The organism is Duganella levis (assembly GCF_009857605.1).
In the GTDB taxonomy this organism is placed as follows: Bacteria; Pseudomonadota; Gammaproteobacteria; order Burkholderiales; family Burkholderiaceae_D; genus Rugamonas; species Rugamonas levis.
The window spans coordinates 92,163-108,064 of sequence record NZ_WWCT01000007.1; the positions used below are offsets into that span (position 1 = coordinate 92,163).

17 protein-coding genes are annotated in these 15,902 nt (G+C 63.2%); 4 read left to right on the forward strand and 13 right to left on the reverse strand.

The window, feature by feature from the left end; genetic code table 11:
• Positions 1-163 precede the first annotated feature (163 nt).
• The gene (locus GTP69_RS11215) at positions 164-1,141 is read right to left on the reverse strand and encodes an alpha/beta fold hydrolase (protein ID WP_161054985.1); all 978 of its coding nucleotides are present in this window, start codon (positions 1,139-1,141) and stop codon (positions 164-166) included.
• 152 nt (positions 1,142-1,293) lie between these two features.
• On the opposite strand from GTP69_RS11215, the gene GTP69_RS11220 reads away from it, so the two are divergent.
• The 3 genes from GTP69_RS11220 to GTP69_RS11230 all read left to right on the forward strand — a co-directional run bounded on the left by GTP69_RS11220 (position 1,294) and on the right by GTP69_RS11230 (position 3,285).
• A complete protein-coding gene (locus tag GTP69_RS11220; protein ID WP_161054986.1) occupies positions 1,294-2,196 on the forward strand; it encodes a LysR family transcriptional regulator in 903 nt (300 codons plus the stop codon).
• 113 nt (positions 2,197-2,309) lie between these two features.
• The gene (locus GTP69_RS11225; protein WP_161054987.1) at positions 2,310-2,495 is read left to right on the forward strand and encodes a hypothetical protein; all 186 of its coding nucleotides are present in this window, start codon (positions 2,310-2,312) and stop codon (positions 2,493-2,495) included.
• A gap of 22 nt (positions 2,496-2,517) precedes the next feature.
• Entirely contained in the window at positions 2,518-3,285 is a 768-nt protein-coding gene (locus GTP69_RS11230; RefSeq protein WP_229260901.1) for a GIN domain-containing protein, read from the forward strand.
• A 90-nt stretch (positions 3,286-3,375) separates the two neighbouring features.
• Here GTP69_RS11230 and GTP69_RS11235 read toward each other — a convergent pair whose 3' ends face one another.
• The 11 genes from GTP69_RS11235 to GTP69_RS11285 all read right to left on the reverse strand — a co-directional run bounded on the left by GTP69_RS11235 (position 3,376) and on the right by GTP69_RS11285 (position 13,271).
• Positions 3,376-4,041, reverse strand: a complete 666-nt coding sequence (locus GTP69_RS11235) for a LytR C-terminal domain-containing protein (RefSeq protein WP_161054988.1) — start codon at positions 4,039-4,041, stop codon at positions 3,376-3,378.
• Positions 4,042-4,050: 9 nt separating this feature from the next.
• Positions 4,051-4,980 carry a type II secretion system F family protein gene (locus GTP69_RS11240; protein WP_161054989.1) on the reverse strand — a complete coding sequence of 310 codons (930 nt, stop codon included), beginning with the start codon at positions 4,978-4,980 and terminating at the stop codon, positions 4,051-4,053.
• 11 nt (positions 4,981-4,991) lie between these two features.
• Complete coding sequence (locus GTP69_RS11245; protein WP_161054990.1) at positions 4,992-5,969, reverse strand: type II secretion system F family protein; 978 nt, start codon at positions 5,967-5,969, stop codon at positions 4,992-4,994.
• Positions 5,970-5,974: 5 nt separating this feature from the next.
• Positions 5,975-7,321 carry a TadA family conjugal transfer-associated ATPase gene (locus GTP69_RS11250; protein ID WP_202424383.1) on the reverse strand — a complete coding sequence of 449 codons (1,347 nt, stop codon included), beginning with the start codon at positions 7,319-7,321 and terminating at the stop codon, positions 5,975-5,977.
• 1 nt (position 7,322) lies between these two features.
• Positions 7,323-8,495 carry a CpaE/TadZ family protein gene (locus tag GTP69_RS11255; RefSeq protein ID WP_161054992.1) on the reverse strand — a complete coding sequence of 391 codons (1,173 nt, stop codon included), beginning with the start codon at positions 8,493-8,495 and terminating at the stop codon, positions 7,323-7,325.
• Entirely contained in the window at positions 8,492-8,743 is a 252-nt protein-coding gene (locus GTP69_RS11260; protein ID WP_161054993.1) for a hypothetical protein, read from the reverse strand. The genes GTP69_RS11255 and GTP69_RS11260 overlap by 4 nt, the downstream gene beginning before the upstream one ends.
• 13 nt (positions 8,744-8,756) lie before the next feature.
• On the reverse strand, positions 8,757-10,199 hold the full coding sequence (locus GTP69_RS11265) for a type II and III secretion system protein family protein (RefSeq protein WP_161054994.1): 1,443 nt from the start codon (positions 10,197-10,199) through the stop codon (positions 8,757-8,759).
• Positions 10,200-10,206: 7 nt separating this feature from the next.
• On the reverse strand, positions 10,207-11,049 hold the full coding sequence (gene cpaB / locus GTP69_RS11270) for a Flp pilus assembly protein CpaB (RefSeq protein WP_161054995.1): 843 nt from the start codon (positions 11,047-11,049) through the stop codon (positions 10,207-10,209).
• Complete coding sequence (locus GTP69_RS11275; RefSeq protein ID WP_229260902.1) at positions 11,046-12,416, reverse strand: DUF8689 domain-containing protein; 1,371 nt, start codon at positions 12,414-12,416, stop codon at positions 11,046-11,048. The genes cpaB and GTP69_RS11275 overlap by 4 nt, the downstream gene beginning before the upstream one ends.
• 86 nt (positions 12,417-12,502) lie before the next feature.
• The gene (locus tag GTP69_RS11280; RefSeq protein WP_161054996.1) at positions 12,503-13,033 is read right to left on the reverse strand and encodes an A24 family peptidase; all 531 of its coding nucleotides are present in this window, start codon (positions 13,031-13,033) and stop codon (positions 12,503-12,505) included.
• Positions 13,034-13,091: 58 nt separating this feature from the next.
• Positions 13,092-13,271, reverse strand: coding sequence for a Flp family type IVb pilin (locus GTP69_RS11285; RefSeq protein ID WP_161054997.1), 180 nt, complete (start codon positions 13,269-13,271; stop codon positions 13,092-13,094).
• A gap of 253 nt (positions 13,272-13,524) precedes the next feature.
• Between GTP69_RS11285 and GTP69_RS11290 the strand changes: the two genes are divergently transcribed.
• Entirely contained in the window at positions 13,525-14,568 is a 1,044-nt protein-coding gene (locus GTP69_RS11290; protein WP_161054998.1) for a GGDEF domain-containing protein, read from the forward strand.
• A gap of 3 nt (positions 14,569-14,571) precedes the next feature.
• On the opposite strand, the gene GTP69_RS11295 is transcribed toward GTP69_RS11290, so the two are convergent.
• Positions 14,572-15,792 carry an HD-GYP domain-containing protein gene (locus GTP69_RS11295; RefSeq protein WP_161054999.1) on the reverse strand — a complete coding sequence of 407 codons (1,221 nt, stop codon included), beginning with the start codon at positions 15,790-15,792 and terminating at the stop codon, positions 14,572-14,574.
• Positions 15,793-15,902 lie beyond the last annotated feature (110 nt).

Genomic DNA, 15,902 nt, shown 5'->3' on the forward strand with positions numbered 1-15,902 from the left:
GTCAAAAACAGTCATGGCGGCGTGGCGAAAATAAACTACTTGCAATCTCAATCTGTCATTTTTAATCCACACTTTTGTCAGCAAGGCAAGCCTGAGTGAGTAAATTAATGTATCGCTATGCAAGCTTATGTAAATACGGCCCCGATCGGGGCCGTGTAAAACTTTACGATTTGGCGAAGGCCAGGAAGTCGTTGTTGAACTTCTCTTTGTGCGTGTCGGTCAGGCCGTGCGGCGCACCTGGGTAGGTGATCAGCTTGGCGTGTTTGACGATCTTGGCCGAGGCGATGCCGGCGGCTTTGATCGGCACGATCTGGTCGTCTTCACCGTGGATGATCAGCGTAGGCTTGTCGAACTTTTTCAGGTCTTCGCGGAAGTCGGTTTCCGAGAAGGCTTTGATCGAGTCGTAGGTGTTCTTGAAGCCACCTTGCATGCCCTGTGCATACCAGGCCTGGATGATGCCTTGCGATGGTTTGGCGCCAGGACGGTTGTAGTTGTAGAACGGGCCGGACGCCAGATCCAGGTACAGCTGGCCGCGATCCTTGATCGAGGCGGCGCGGATGCCGTCAAACACTTCCAGCGGCGTGCCGTCTGGATTGTCGGCGGTTTTCAGCATCAGCGGTGGCACTGCCGAGATCAGGCCCAGCTTGGCGATGCGTTTGGTGCCGTGACGGCCTACATAACGCGCTACTTCGCCGCCACCGGTCGAGAAGCCGGCCAGGATGATGTTGTTCAGGTTCAGCGCTTCGATCACTTGCGCCAGGTCGTCGGCGTAGTGGTCCATGTCGTTGCCTTCCCAAGGCTGGCTCGAACGGCCGTGGCCGCGGCGGTCATGGGTAATCACGCGGAAACCGTTATTGGCCAGGAAGAACGCTGCCGATTCCCAGCTGTCCGCATTCAGCGGCCAGCCGTGGCTCAGCACGACTGGCTGGCCGTTGCGTGGGCCCCAGTCTTTGTAATAGATCTCGACGCCGTCGCGGGTAGTGATGGTGCTGGCGGTTTTGGTCACCGGGCCGCCCTTGGCGGTAGCGGCTTGCGCTTCGGCGGTGCCCAGGGCAGCCAGCGGCAGGGCCACGGCGGCGGCGGCAGCGCCGGCGGAGTTGAACAGAGCGGTACGGCGGGACAGGTTGACGTTGGCGTTCATGATCTTATTCCTTTTGGTCGATGTATATATAAGCAGTAGTTGTGCTACAGTCTTTTCGTTCTGCAGCTGCGATGGAATGAATCTTAGGCCTCGCCAGACGTTTGTGGAACAGACAAGCCTGCAAGGCCACTTTGCAAAAATGCAGACCCCTCATGCCCACTAGTACCGACTTCGACTGGAACGACATCCCGCTGATCCTTGCCCTGGCCCGCAGCGGCAGCATGAGCGCCAGCGGCCGCCAGTTGGGCGTGGATGCCTCCACCATCAGCCGCCGCATCGCCGCCGCCGAAAAGGCGCTGAAGCTGCGCCTGTTCATCCGCGATAACACCGGCTACCAGCTGACCGACGCCGGCCAGATCTTCGTGGCCCATGGCGAGGCGGTATATGGCAATGTCCAGAGCATGCTGCAAGCCTCGTCGCAGGAAGCCGACGCCACCGCCGGCCCGGTCAACATCACCTCGATCGACTTCCTGTTCGACTACTGGTTGCTGGAGCACGTCCCCGCCCTGCACGCCGAGCACCCGCATGTGCAACTAACCTTGCAAGCGGAAAACCAGAACCTGTCCTTCACCCGCCGCGAGGCCGACTTTGCCCTGCGCCTGGGCAAGCCGGGCGAAGACGCCGCGCTGGTGATGCGCAAGCTGGGCGATCTCGGCTTTGCCGTCTACGGCCATCCCAAGTTTGCCGACACCCCGCGCGCCTGCTGGGGCACCCAGCCGTGGATCGCCTATGCCGACGAGCTGGCCGGCACCACCGAAATGCAATGGCTGGCCGCAATGTCGCCGCAGCCGCGCAAAGTGCTCAAGGTGAACAGCCTCAGCACGATGGTGCGCGCCTGCCACGCCGGCGTCGGCATGGCGCTCCTGCCGTGCATCATGGGCCAGCAACAAGGCTTGCAGCGCATCGGCGACCAAGTCGAGGTGCTGCGCGACATCTGGCTGCTGAGCCACCGCGATGCCGGCTCAATCGCCCGCTTTAAAACCGTCTCGGCCTGGCTGTCGCAGACCTATGCCGCCAGCGAACAGCTGTTGTGCGGCGCAGCTTCGCACCCCTAAAACGCATTCTGTCCCCCGTTTTTCGCAGTTCGTCACATCCCGGTGGATGGACGGGTAGCCCTTGTCTATAGTTCACTCAACGCAACGAACTAACCACCCACAAGGAGCTCAAAATGAACATCGCAAAAAACATGGAAGCCATCTTCGTCGCAGCCATCGTCATCGCTAGCGCCACCTCTTTCGCCACCGCCGCCGTGCGCGCACCGGAAGTCATCAGCGTCAAAGCCGAAGCGACCACGATGCCTACCGTGACCGTCACCGCCAAGCGCCTGACCGCTGAAGAAAAAGCTGCACTGTAATCCCACCGAGCCGACGGAGCGCATGATGAAAACATACCTGAAGGCCGCAATGATGGCGGCGGTACTGAGCAGCGGCAGCCATGCCGCGCTGGCCGACGACATCATCAGCGAGAGCCGCAGCGTGGATGCGCGCACCGTCAAGCTGGAACTGGATGGCGTCATCAGCATCAAGGTGAAGCAAGGCCCGGCGGCGCTGACGATTTACGGCGAACCGGAAGCCATCAAGAAAGTGGTGGTCGAACAAAGCGGCGAGACGCTGCACATCGGCACCCAAAAAATGAACTCGGTCCACTTTGGGAACAAGCGCGAACTGCGCGCCGAACTGACGCTGCCAAATCTGCGCGCGGTCACTTCAGGCGGCGTGGGATCGACGGAAGTCAGTGGATTCAGCGGCGACAATCTGCGCCTCTCGCTCGAAGGCGCGGGCTCGGTAAAAGTCGACGCACAGTATCGCAATCTCGACGTCAGGCTGGGCGGCGTGGGCGGCATCACCGTCAACGGCGGCAGCAGCGACAACGTCGATCTGCAACTGAACGGCGCTGGTCGCATCGAGATGACAGGCCAGGCCAAGCAATTACACGCCTCCCTCGGCGGCGTGGGTAGTCTGGATGCGCAGCAGCTGCGCGCCGACGCCATCGACATCGATATGTCAGGCCTCGGCAGCGCCACGGTGTATGCGAAGACCAGCGCCAATCTGAAATTGACGGGCATGGGGTCGGCCAAGGTGTACGGCAACCCGACCACGCGTAACGCCAGTGCACGCGGCATGGGTAGCGTGAGCTGGAAGTAAGGAATGCGCCGGTGTGTGACACCGGCACAGCAGGAAACACATGGGTGTGTTTTTCACCGTCCGGGAGGCGATCCCTCCTGGACGGTTTTTTTATTTCAGATACCGAATATCGTGACCGAGCACGATGCGCATGTCGGCATACGCCAAACCCGCACGCCGCTGCTCCAGCTGCTGTTCCAGCCGCAGGCCGAGACGCCGGCCCAGCGCCTGCGCCACCTGCCGCTGCGCGCGCGGATACTCGATGCGGCTGACCGGCACCACGAACGGCCGCAGATTCGACAAGCGCACCGTCTTCACGCCATCCCTTTCCAATGACCGCGCCAGCCGCGCAGCAGCGCCGGCAACGCCATTGCCGTTGCTGATCTCCAGCCGCAGCGTCGGCGTCGGCGCAGCTGCCGAATCTCCCGCTGCTTCACCGCTACGCAGCACCTCCACCAGCGCCGGGCCGAGACGCTTGATCTGCGTGCGCGGCATGCCGTTGACCATCGCTTCATCGCGCGCCTGCTTCAGCGTGGCGTAATCCTGCTTCACATCGTAAGTGCGCAGCGACGCCGCTTGCAGATACATGACGGCAGCGCGTTCGCGTTGTCCGGCGATTGCCAACGCCGCAGCCAGTTGCTCCCACCGCGCCGGATCGAGCGGATCGCGCATGCATGCCTGCTCCAGCGGCGTAATGCTATCCGCCACCGGTTCCGCAATCTGCACGCCGCTGCACGCCGCCAGCAGAACGCAGGCGGTGAGAAGTGATTTCTTCATCATGGCATCCTAGTGAGTTTGCTGCATCAAGCGGTAGACCTGAATGCCGGCAGGCCCGATCAGCACCAGCATCAAGGTAGGGAAAATACAGAAGATCAGCGGGAACAGCAACTTCAACGCGATCTTGGCGGCGGCTTCCTCGGCCATCACGCTACGCTTGCTGCGCAGGTTATCGGAATGGACTCGCAGCGAATCGCCCATGCTGGTACCGAAGCGCTCGGACTGGATCAGCATCGCCACCAGCGTATCCACATCCTCCACGCCGCTGCGCAACGCCAGATTGCGCAGCGCGCGCTCCTTGGTGAAGCCGGCGCGCATTTCCATCAGCGCCAGTTGCAGCTCCTGCGCCAGCGCCACGCTCTTGATGTGAATCTCGCCGGCCACCTTGGCCAGCGCGCGTTCCAGGCTCAGGCCCGCCTCCACGCATACCGTCAGCAAATCCAGTGCATCGGGGAAGTTCTCGAAGATATCGCGGCAACGCGCCGCCGCCTTGTGCGCCAATACCGCATTGGGCAAGTAGTAGCCGATGCCGGCCACCAGCAGCAACAGATACATGAAACCCTTCTGCGGCCCGTTCAGCGCAAAGGCGCCGCACAGCGCCACGATGGCCGGCAACGCCAGCGCCAGCACTGTCTTGGCGGCGAAATACAATGACGGCGCCGACGCGCTGCGCCAACCCGCATTCATGAAACGCGTCCGCAGCGGCGACTTCTCCCAGCCCTCCTCCGGTAGCGACAGGCGAGAAAACGGCTGCGCCACGTGCGCGACTTTTTCCACCCAGCCGGTGGCCACCGGATCGGACGCCGCCGCAGCCGGCTCCACCACATCGCTCAGGCGCTCGCGCAGCGCCAGCGGCGAGAACACCAAAAGCCCCGCCACCGCCACGCCGGCAGCCACCAAAAATACAATGGCCAGGAAGATGATTTGCGATCCATCCATCGTCGTCTCCTTCAAACACGGATGCGTATCAGCTTGCGCATCCATAGCACGCCAAACACCGCCACACCAAACGCGTACCACATCAACTTGACGCCAATAGGATCGGTCCACAGCAGGCGCACGTAGGCGGGATTGGAAATCACCATCAGCAGCATCACCCCCAGCGGCAGCACGCCCAGCACCCAGGCCGACATGCGACCTTCCGCAGACATCACCCGCACCTGCGCCAGCAGCTTCAGACGCGAACGTATCAGGCGGCTGATATTGCCTAGCACCTCGGCCAGGTTGCCGCCGGATTCCCTCTGTATCAGCACGGCGATCACCAGATAGCGCAAGTCCGTCAGCGGCACGCGCAGCGCCAGGTTGTGCAGGGCTTCGTTCATCGGCACGCCGTAGTTGATTTCCTCGTAGGCGAACTTAAATTCGCCGGCGATGGGATCCGGCAGTTCTTCGCCCACCATCTGCATCACGTTGGCGAAGGAATGGCCGGCACGCAGCGCGCGGCCGAGGAAGTCAGCCGCTTCGGGCAGTTGTTCTTCCAGCTTGCGCAGGCGCGCGCCGCGGATACGCATCAGCAGCAGCCATGGCAAACCGGTGGCAGCGGCCAGCACGCCGGCCGCCAGCAGCAACGGCATGGCGATCATCTGCAGCAGCACCAGACCTAGCACCATCATCACCAGCGACCCGCCGAGGAACTGCGCCACAGACCAGCGCACGCCGGCCTGCATCAGCAAGCGGTCCAGCGCGGCCAGTCGGGTGATGCGGCGCAGCTGCTTGTCCAGCGCCTGATGGCTGCTGTAAGCGCGGCGCTTGAGGATATCCACCCGCTCGATGCCGCCCTGCCCGGTGGCAGCCATCAGCCGCAGACGCTTGGCGATACGCCGCGCCGCGCCGCCATGCACGCCGGACCACCACAGCCAGGCGCCTTCCAGCATCAGGATCACGGCCGCGAACAGCAGCACGGCAAAGGCAGTAAAGACGCCGTCCATGGCGCTTACTCGTAAACCCGTTCCGGATCGAACACGCTGTCCGGCACACCCACGCCGAACATGCGCAGCCGGTCGGCAAAGCGCGGACGCACGCCGGTGGCGTAAAAACTGCCCTGCACCGCGCCATGCGTATCCACGCCCTTTTGCTCGAAGCGGAAAATCTCGTGCATGGCAATCACCTCGCCTTCCATGCCGGTGACTTCCTGCAGGCTGACCAGCTTGCGCGTGCCATCGGTCAGGCGCGACACCTGCATCACCACCGTCACGGCGGAGCAGATCTGCTGGCGTGTGGCGCGCGGCGTCAGGTTCACACCGGCCATGCCGACCATATTCTCCAGCCGCGACAAGGCGTCGCGCGGCGTGTTGGAGTGGATGGTGGCCAGCGAGCCTTCATGGCCGGTGTTCATCGCCTGCAGCATGTCCAGCGCTTCCGGCCCGCGCACCTCGCCGAGGATGATGCGGTCCGGCCGCATGCGCAGCGCATTGCGCACCAGCGAACGCTGATTGACCTCGCCCTTGCCTTCGATATTCGGCGGCCGCGTCTCCAGCCGTACCACATGCGGCTGCCGCAGCGCCAGTTCCGCCGCATCCTCAATCGTGACGATACGCTCGTGCGCCGGAATAAAGCCGGACAGCACATTCAGCATGGTGGTCTTGCCGGAGCCGGTGCCACCGGAGATCAGGATATTGACCTTGGCCTGCCCCAGCGCCTGCAATACCTGCACCATCGGCGGTGTCAGACTGCGGTATGCCAGCAGGTTGTCGATGCTGAGCGGGTTGACGGCAAAGCGGCGGATCGACAGGATCGGTCCATCGATCGCCAGCGGCGGGATGATGGCGTTGACGCGCGAGCCATCCGGCAGGCGTGCATCCACCATCGGACTGGATTCATCGATACGCCGGCCCACGCGCGAGACGATCTTCTCGATGATCTTCATCAGGTGGGCGTTGTCGTTGAAGGTGGTCTCGGTCAGTTCCAGCTTGCCGGCACGTTCCACATACACCTTGCTGGCGGTGTTGACCAGGATGTCCGACACGCCGGGATCGGCCAGCAGCGGTTCCAGCGGGCCAAAGCCCAGCATCTCGTGCTGGATATCCAGCACCAGGTTATGCCGTTCGTGCTGATTGAGCACGATGCGTTCTTCCTCGATGATGCGTTGGACCAGCAGCGCCAGCTCATGCTTGAACTGCTCCGGCGTCAGGCGCTTCAATCGTTCCAGGTCGATGCGGTCCAGGATCGTCTGGTGCATGCTCTTCTTCAGTTCCTGATACGCCGCAGCGGCCAGGCCCGGTGGGCCGTTGCTGCCATGGTGACTATCGTCTGCGTGTGACAGGCGTTCGCGTAAGCTCATCTCATCCTCCATCGTTACGGCCAAAGATGCGGTCGAACAGGCCTTTGCTCTCCGCCACGCGGCGCGACGCCACCAGTTCCACCAGCTCCGCCAGGCTGCGCGCCACATTGCTGCTGCGCGACAGCTGTAGCACCGGTATTCCCTGGTTGACCGAGTCGGTCGCCGACAGGTAATCGTTGGGCACCGTGTGCACCACGTCCGCGCCCAGCGCCTGCTCCAGGTCCGTCAACCGCAGCTTGCCGCCCTTCTCGTAGCGGTTGACGATCAGGCGCGTGCGCTCGTTGGGATAGCCCAGCGAACGGAAAATATCCAGCAGGCGGCGGCCGTCGCGGATGTCCGGCAGCGCCAGTTGCAGCACCGGGTAGATGGTGTCCGCCTGATCCAACGCCCGCAGCGAGATGGCATCGATCTGGCGCCCCACGTCCAGCACCACGAAGTCGTAGTGCTGCCGGGCGATGCGCAAGATGGTGTCCATGTGTTCCGGCTTCATGTCGACCGTGCGATTCGGGTCGTCCGCCGCCGCCAGCACGCCGAAGTTGGAGGCCACATGCACCAGGCAGGAATCGAGAAAGGCGCCGTCCATGCGGCTGATCTGGGCGCAGATATCGGACAGCGTCATCGCCGGCTTCTGGTCGGAGACATACAGCGTGGCGTCGCCAAACTGGCCGTGCAGGTCGATCAGCAGCACCTTCTTGTCCGCCAGCGCGGCCAGCGCGTAGCCGAAATTGGTGGATAAAAAAGTCGCGCCGCTGCCGCCCTTGCAGGAGATGAAGGCGAGCACCTTGCCTTCGCGGACGGGACTCAGGCCGGCCGCCACTTCAATGCGGTCCATGGCTTCGTGGAAGGCGCGGTGCACCAGCGGCAGCGGCAGCACCTCGCGCATGCCGGCGCGCATGGCGCGTATCAGCAGGTCTTGCTGTGGATCGCGCGTCAGCAGCATGAAGGTGGCGGACGGATACTGCTTGCTCAGGCGTTCAACCAGTTCACCCTCATGGTCCGCGATGTCGCTTGCGTCCAGCACCACCAGTTCCGGCACTTCCGGCAATTGGCGCTCCACCGCATCGCGCAACCCTTTGCGCGACGCCACCAGCTGCACCGGCGGCATGCGCGCCGAACCTTGCGCAGCAATCTCCGCGTGCAGCAGGCTGTCCTTGCTGATCATCAGCGCCTTCATTTCAGACCGCCGTTCATCACGGACGGCTGCTGTTCGCCGTTGGCTTTCTGATAGCGCTCGTAGGCGGCGCGCGCGCTGCGGCCGTCCATACCGGCGACAGGATCGGTGTTGCGGCCGGCGGCCGGATTGGCAATCTGCTGCGCCAGCGTCATGCGCGTTTCAAGGCCAAAGCGGCTGTCCCACTGTGGCGTGGTCTGGACGCATGAAGAAAGTGTGCCTGCCACCAGCAGGATCAAAAGATAGCGCATAGTCATTCCCTGGTTATTTGCGTTCCGTGCCCTGCTCCGGCGGCGCACCTTCCAGCTGGCCGCCGAGGAGCAACCTGGCGCGGCTTGGCGGGGTAACACTGTCGGTCGGCAGTTTGTAGTTGGCCGGTAGCGGTTGCACCAAGTGGGGTGTGACGACAAACAGCAGCTCGGTGCGGTCCTGCTGGAAGTCGGTGCTGCGGAACAGCGCACCGAGCACCGGCAGCTCGCCCAGGATGGGCAGGCCGTGGATGCTGTTGGTCTGGCTGTTTTTAATCAGGCCGCCGATGGCGAAACTCTGGCCATCGAACAGTTCGACGGTGGTGGCGGCGCGGCGCGTGGTGAACAGCGGCAGGATGGCGGCGCCGGAAAAGCCGGCGGCGGTAATGCCGATCCCTTCGCGCGAAATCTCGGATACCTCCGGCGCCACCCGCAGGTTGATGCGGCCGCCCGCCAGTACCGTGGGCGTGAAGCGCAGGCCGACGCCGAATTCTTTTTCCTCCAGCGTGACCTTGTTGTTGTCCTGTGCGACCGGCACGAAGATGCGGCCGCCGGCGAGGAAGCTGCCTTCCTGCCCGCTGATCGCCATCACCGTGGGTTCGGCCAGCATGCGCACCAGCGCGTCCTGCTTGTCGGCGGCGATGCCGCCATGATTGCCGCTGGCGCGGCCGATATTCAGCAGGCTTTTCAGCGTGCCACTGACAAAGTTGGTGTTGAGCGCACCGGCCCAGCTGCCGCCGCCGAAATTGAGCGCGAGGTTGGCTTCCAACTTTTCCAACAGGGACTTGGAGACCTCGGCGATTTTCACTTCCAGCATCACCTGTTGTGGTGCGCCGACGTTGAGGAAGTTGACGATGCGCGTGCTGGCTTGCGCGGCGGAGGCGTTGGCGGTTTGCGTGGCGGCGTTGGAATCCGCACCTTCGCGCCGCGCGCCTTCCAAAGCCTGCGCCGGACGGCGCACGAAGGCGGCAGCCAGTTCCAGCACCCGCGCGACGGTCGGCGCATCATCGACGGTGCCGCTCAGGACCAGCGTGTCGCCGGCGGCGCTGACCTGAATATTTTTCTGATCCGGCAGCAGCGCGGCCAAAGCCTGCTGCAAGGCGGTGGGATCGATGCCGACCACCACTTCGACCACGTTGCACATGCCGCTGCGGCCTTGCACGATCATATTGCTGCTGCCGATGTCGACGCCCACCACGTACAGTGTGTCCGGCGCCACCAGCATCGCCTGCAAGACGGCAGGGTTGCCGACACTGCGCGCCTGCACCGCTTCCGGCATGCGCATCAAAGTGGACTTCCCCAGTTGCAGCGACAAGCTGCCCGGTTGCGCCGCCTGGCCGGTGCAGCGCAGGCCGGGACCGTCGGTTGATAACGGTGCGGCCGGCCCGGCGGCCCACACCGGTCCGCCCAATGTCAGCGCGGCGGCAAACAGCGCCCATGCGTGATGATGAAGGTCCATGGTGCTCTCACAGGCATTCCTGCGTGCGATGCACGCCTGCGATCACACCCACACAGGCGCGCGGCGCAGCGGTGGCTACCTGCACGCGCGGCCTGGCCGCCACCGGCGCCGGCGCCGGCGCCAATGCCGGTGGCTGGGCGGGCGGCGCCGCAGCGGCAGGCTTCTGCATGCCAAGCAGCGTACCCTTGGTCGCGCCGTCCGTGGTGCCGGGACGCGGATCGACCTGGTTGCGCAGCGCCAGCGACAAGGTGCCCACGCTGCGCGCCAGATCCAGGTTCTCGGCCTGCGCCGGCGTCACCTCCAGCGTGACGGCATTGACCACGCGCGGCTTGGTCTCATCGCGCCCCACTTCCTGCGCCACGGCCAGCACCAGTATCCGCTCCAGCACAATCTTGGAGATGGCGCTGTCATTGGCCTGCGTGTTGACGATGATGTCGACAAAATTCCCCGGCAACGCGAAGCCGGCAACGCCCACCACATCGTTGACCCGCACGGTGATGGCGCGCTTGCCTTCGGCGATCAGCGCCGACAGGCCGCCCAGCGTGCCGGCCGGCGCCAGCTTGGCCTCACTCAACGGCTCGTCGCGCAGCACACTGTTTTTCAGCACGCGGCCAACCAGCTTGCCGCCATCGCGCAGCGCCCCGCGCGGCAGCGTGTCGGATGGCCAGTCGATCTGCTTGAGCATCTCCGGCGTCAGGCGCTGGCCCAGATTGACGTCCTGCGCCGCCACCACGATCTTGTTCGAGCCGCCCGGCGTCTGCCGCAGCAGCCAGCGCGAGGCCAGCGCCACCGCCGCCAGGCCGAATACGACGGCCAACGCCATCATCAACAGTGCGCGCCGATTCTTCATGCTATCCGCATCCCGACGTCATCGTCCGCCGCGCGCGTTCCGGTGGCGCCGCCACCGCCGGCGAACATGCTGATCCAGGCCTGGTCCAGCGTGGCGATGGAAATGCGCGCCGGCTCGCCCATGTAGCCGGCAAAATCCGCCACCCGGCCGATGATCTCGCGCGGATAGCAGGCCAGCAGCGGCAGGCCGCAACCCGCGTGCAGTTCATCCAGCAGATAGCGCAGGCCCGCCTCGTCATACACCACACCCATGCTCAGACACTGCTGGCGGAACAGCGTGCGGTAATTGGCGGCGCTCAGCGCGTCCACCGGAATCTTGTAGCCGACGCGGCGCAGCGCCGGCTCGTCCAGCAGCGCCGATGGCGGCAGGCTGGTGGCAAACACCAGCCGCAAACGGCAGGGCACCTGGAAGTGATAGCCGCCCGCCACCGACAGCACACTGCGCTCGGCCTCCTGCGCCTGCGCGAAACGGTTCAGCAATTCGGCGGCCGGCAAACGCTGGCGGCCCAGATCATCGACGATCAGCAAACCGTTGTTGGCCTTCAGCTGCGGCGGCGCGCGATAGCAGCCGCTGGCCGCATCCGCTTGCAGGTCCAGCATCTCGGCATCCAGCGCGCCATCCAGCGCCACCACAGGACGCTGGCACAGCACCCAGCGCGGATCGCTGCTGCGGCGCTCGGGCGTCTGCCGCATCTGGCGCGCCAGCGGCGCGCGGTGCACCGCCGCGTCATACACCTGCACGATGTCCTGTCCCACCACCAGCGCATGCGGCACCGCCACCAACCCTTGCTGCAAGGTGCCCAAGCGGCGCGCCAGCGTCGACTTGCCGCTGCCGGAGGGGCCGTACAGCAGCACGCTGCGACCGGCATGCATGGCGGTGCCCAGCATGCGCTGCACCGCCGGTGTCAGAAAGTCGTCGGCAAATTCGGCCGCCAGTTCATCGGCGCACGGCTGCGGCAACTGCCTGGCCTGGCGCTCGACCATGGCGCGGTAAGCTTCCAGCGTGACCGGCGCCGGCCCGGCGTATGGACTGCGCTCCAGCCACGTGGCGGCGCGCTGTTTGCCGGCGCCGGTCAGCTGGTACTGCACGTCGAGGTCCGACTCGCCGCGCCACGCCACTTCCACCACGTGTTCCGCCACCATGAAATCCAGCACTTCGCGCAGCACGTTGATCGACAGGTGCAGTCTGGTGGTCAGCACCGGCAGGTGGCTTTTTCCACTCTGGTACAGCGCCTTGGCGATCAGCTCCACAATCAGTTGCTGCGGCAGGCCGGTGTCGCGCACCGATTTCGGCGGTGGCGGCAGCATTGCATCCGGTTCGGCGTCCAGCAGCTGGGTGTAGGGGGATGGGGGTTCGAGGGCAAGCATCGTTATCTCCACAAGGCACTAATTTCGGTATGGAATTAGTCTATCCAGCCCTTGCCCCTCGGACATTGACGTGCAGCAAGCCCTGGTCAGTGATGGGTCCAGGCCAGCATACCGGCCGTGCCGAGCGCGATCGCCACGCCATACGGAATGCCGCCGACACTGGCAGTCGGCGCCAGCGGCACCGGCTGTAGCGGCACGCCGAGCAGGCGCAACAGCAGCGGCTTGCAGATCTGCCACAGATTACGGGCGCTGTCGCGCCAGCGTCCGCTGGCGACCAACATCAGCAACGCTATCACGCCGCCAATCAGGTAGGACAGCGCGGCGATGTGCAGCGCCAGCCCCGGCCCGGTGAAACCGCCCACCATCGCCATCAGCTTGACGTCGCCGGCGGCCATGCCGCGCAGCAGGTACAGGGGCAGGAATAAAAAAAAACCGGCGAGGATGCCGGCCAGCCATTGCGATAGCGGCGCCCACGGCGGCCCGCCCAGCAGGTGCAACAGCAGCGCCAGCAGCAAACCGCTCAGCACCAGCACGTTGGGAATCTTGCGCATGGCCAGATCGGTCAGCGCCGCCTGCGTCACCAGGCAGATCAGAATGACTTCAATCGCGTTCAGCATGAAATTTCTCCACGGAAAGACTTTCCAGCCTGGCTGCGGCTGGAAAGCCTGCTACTGTTTACGGCGATTTGATCTTGTTACCGATGGCCTGGAACGCATCGCTCAGCGCCGGCGTCAGGAAACCGAACGCGGCCACCACGGCGGCCACCATGGTCGCCGCGATCAAGCCGTATTCAATTGCCGTGATACCGTCCTCGTCGCGCGCAAACTCTTTTGCAATTGCAATCAGCGAGTTCATGTCGTACTCCTTGCTTGGTTGATGAAAACCTCTGGCGCGCTGTTCTGCGCCATTGCGTTCCACTATACGGACCGCAAATTTATAAGAGTTGACGTCACGCAAGTTTTCCATACGGAATCTTTTTTAGTCTATGATGAAGTCGATTGTCGGAAAAAGGTCTCATTCTTCATTTATGTAGGTTTTTTTTAGCACACAAGAATTGCCTTGATTGCAAAAAGCTATTATGCTGACCAGCTGTTTTTTGGAAAGGCAAATGGATTCCCTACTGAAACACATGGTGGACATGACCGGTCACCGCGATCACACGATGCTCGACATCTCGGTGATTTCGGCGGTGCAGGAGCTTGCTCACGCCACCCAGGTCCGTGTGTTGACGCTTGCCACGGTTAGGGGGAAGGTATTTGTCCGACCACGCGCCATCATCAGCGCAGGCGAAGCTGCGCGCATGGTCGATACCTCGGACCAGCAGCATCCGGGCGATTCCATTGACCTGTTCCCGGCGCTGGCCCAATGCATCGCGCGCCACGAATCCGGCGCCGATGTCGCCAACGAAGCCGACGAGCACACGCTATGGCTGCCGATCTGGCTGGGCGACAAGGCCGATACCTGCCTGGAAATCGTCAACCCGACGCCGTACACCAAGGAAACCATTCACGTCATTGGCGGCATCGTCAGTGTCTACCGCAATTTCCAGAACCTGCTGGACTACAGCGAACGCGATTCGCTGACCGGCCTGCTCAACCGCAAGACCTTTGACGACCAGCTGTCCAAGATGCTGGCTGCCAGCACCGAACAGGACGCGCTGACGCTGCCGGGCGAACCGGAACGCCGCTTCCACCGCCAGGAAGAGAAGCAATGGCTGGCCGTGGTGGATGTCGACCATTTCAAGCACGTTAATGACCGTTTCGGCCATTTGTACGGCGATGAAGTGCTGATCCTGATCGCCAACCTGCTGACCTCGTCATTCCGCGCGCAAGACCGCGTGTTCCGTTTCGGCGGCGAGGAATTCGTCGTGCTGCTGCGCTCGGCCACGCTGGACGACGCCAAGAAAATCATCGAACGCTTCCGCATGAACGTGGCGGGGCACGACTTCCCGCAAGTGGGCAAGGTGACGGTGAGTGTGGGCTTTGTCAGCATCAGCGCGCTGGAGGCGCCGGTGATCATTCTCGGCCATGCCGACCAGGCGCTGTACTACGCCAAGAGTCACGGCCGCAACCTGGTCTGCCACTACGACGAACTGGTCACTGGCGGCCTGCTGCAAGCCATCGAGTCCAACGATACGGCTGAATTCTTCTAAGGCTTACGCCACACTCAGGAAGCGCATCGGATCGACGTTCCACTTGGCGGGCGATTCGTGGCCGACGATTTTATCGCCGCCGCCAAAGCCCAGCCCGCGCGACAGATCCACGGTTTCCGGCTTGATGTAGACATTCTTCTTGGTATGGAAGAACACGTTGACCTTGGGCGCCAGCAGATTGGTCTCATGCGGCTCCACCACTACTCCCAAGCGCCCCGACTCCAGCAGCACCATGGTGCCCACCGGATAAATCCCCACGCAACGCATGAATTCCTGCGCATAGGTCGGGTTGAAGTGGAACTTGCTCCACTCATAAATCTTGCGCAGCGCCGCCGCCGCCGACATGCCCTTGTGATAGCAGCGATCGGCCGTAATGGCGTCGTACACGTCGACAATCGCGGCCATCTGCGCCAATTCGCTGATGTCGTCGTTGGCCTGCTTGCCCGGATAACCGCTGCCGTCGCGCCGCTCGTGATGGTGCAGCGTGATATCCAGCGGAATCGGGCCGATCTCCGGCGTTTGCTTCAGGATCTTGTAGCCATCTTCCGGGTGCTTCTTGATGATGGCGAATTCTTCGTCGGTCAGCGGTCCCGGTTTGTTGAGGATGGCGTCCGGCACCAGCGCTTTGCCGGTGTCATGCAGCAGCCCGCCCAGGCCGGCCTGATGGGTGACATCGGCCGGAATATTGCGCGAGCGGCAGAACGCCACCAGCAGCGTGCATACGCTCACCGAGTGCAAAAAGGTGTAATCGTCCTTGTTCTTGATCCGCAGCAGCCCGACCAGCGCGCCGGGATTGCGCAGGATCGACTCGGTGATGTTCTGCACCACCGGCTGCACCTGGTCCAGCTCGATCGCCTTGCCGAGACGGGCATCCTGCATCACCGTGCGCACCAGCGTCGACGCCTGATGGCGGATCTGCACCGCCCGCTGCATCTCTTCGCCCAGCGATACCCGGGTTTGCACCGGCGCCTTGGCGACGATTTCGACGATCTCGCGTTCGGTGGCGGCTTGCGCTTCGGCCACGGTCGGCGCATCCTGCACATCCAGCCCCTTGGAGCTGTCTATGACAACGTCGTGGATGCCGGCATTGAGGATCTTGCGGATTTCATCGTGGGTGGTGATCAGGAAGCGGTTGCGCACGAAAGGATGGGTCATCCAGTCGCAGCTCAGGTCATGAATATACATGCCCACTTTCAGCTGAGAAGAATCGACTTTCTTTAACATGCGTATACCCATCAGAATAGGGGCTGGAAGACGACCCGCGATGCAAGCAGTATAACAAACTGTGTTTCCCACGGGGATCAAATTTACAACTACAACTACTTTTAAGCAAG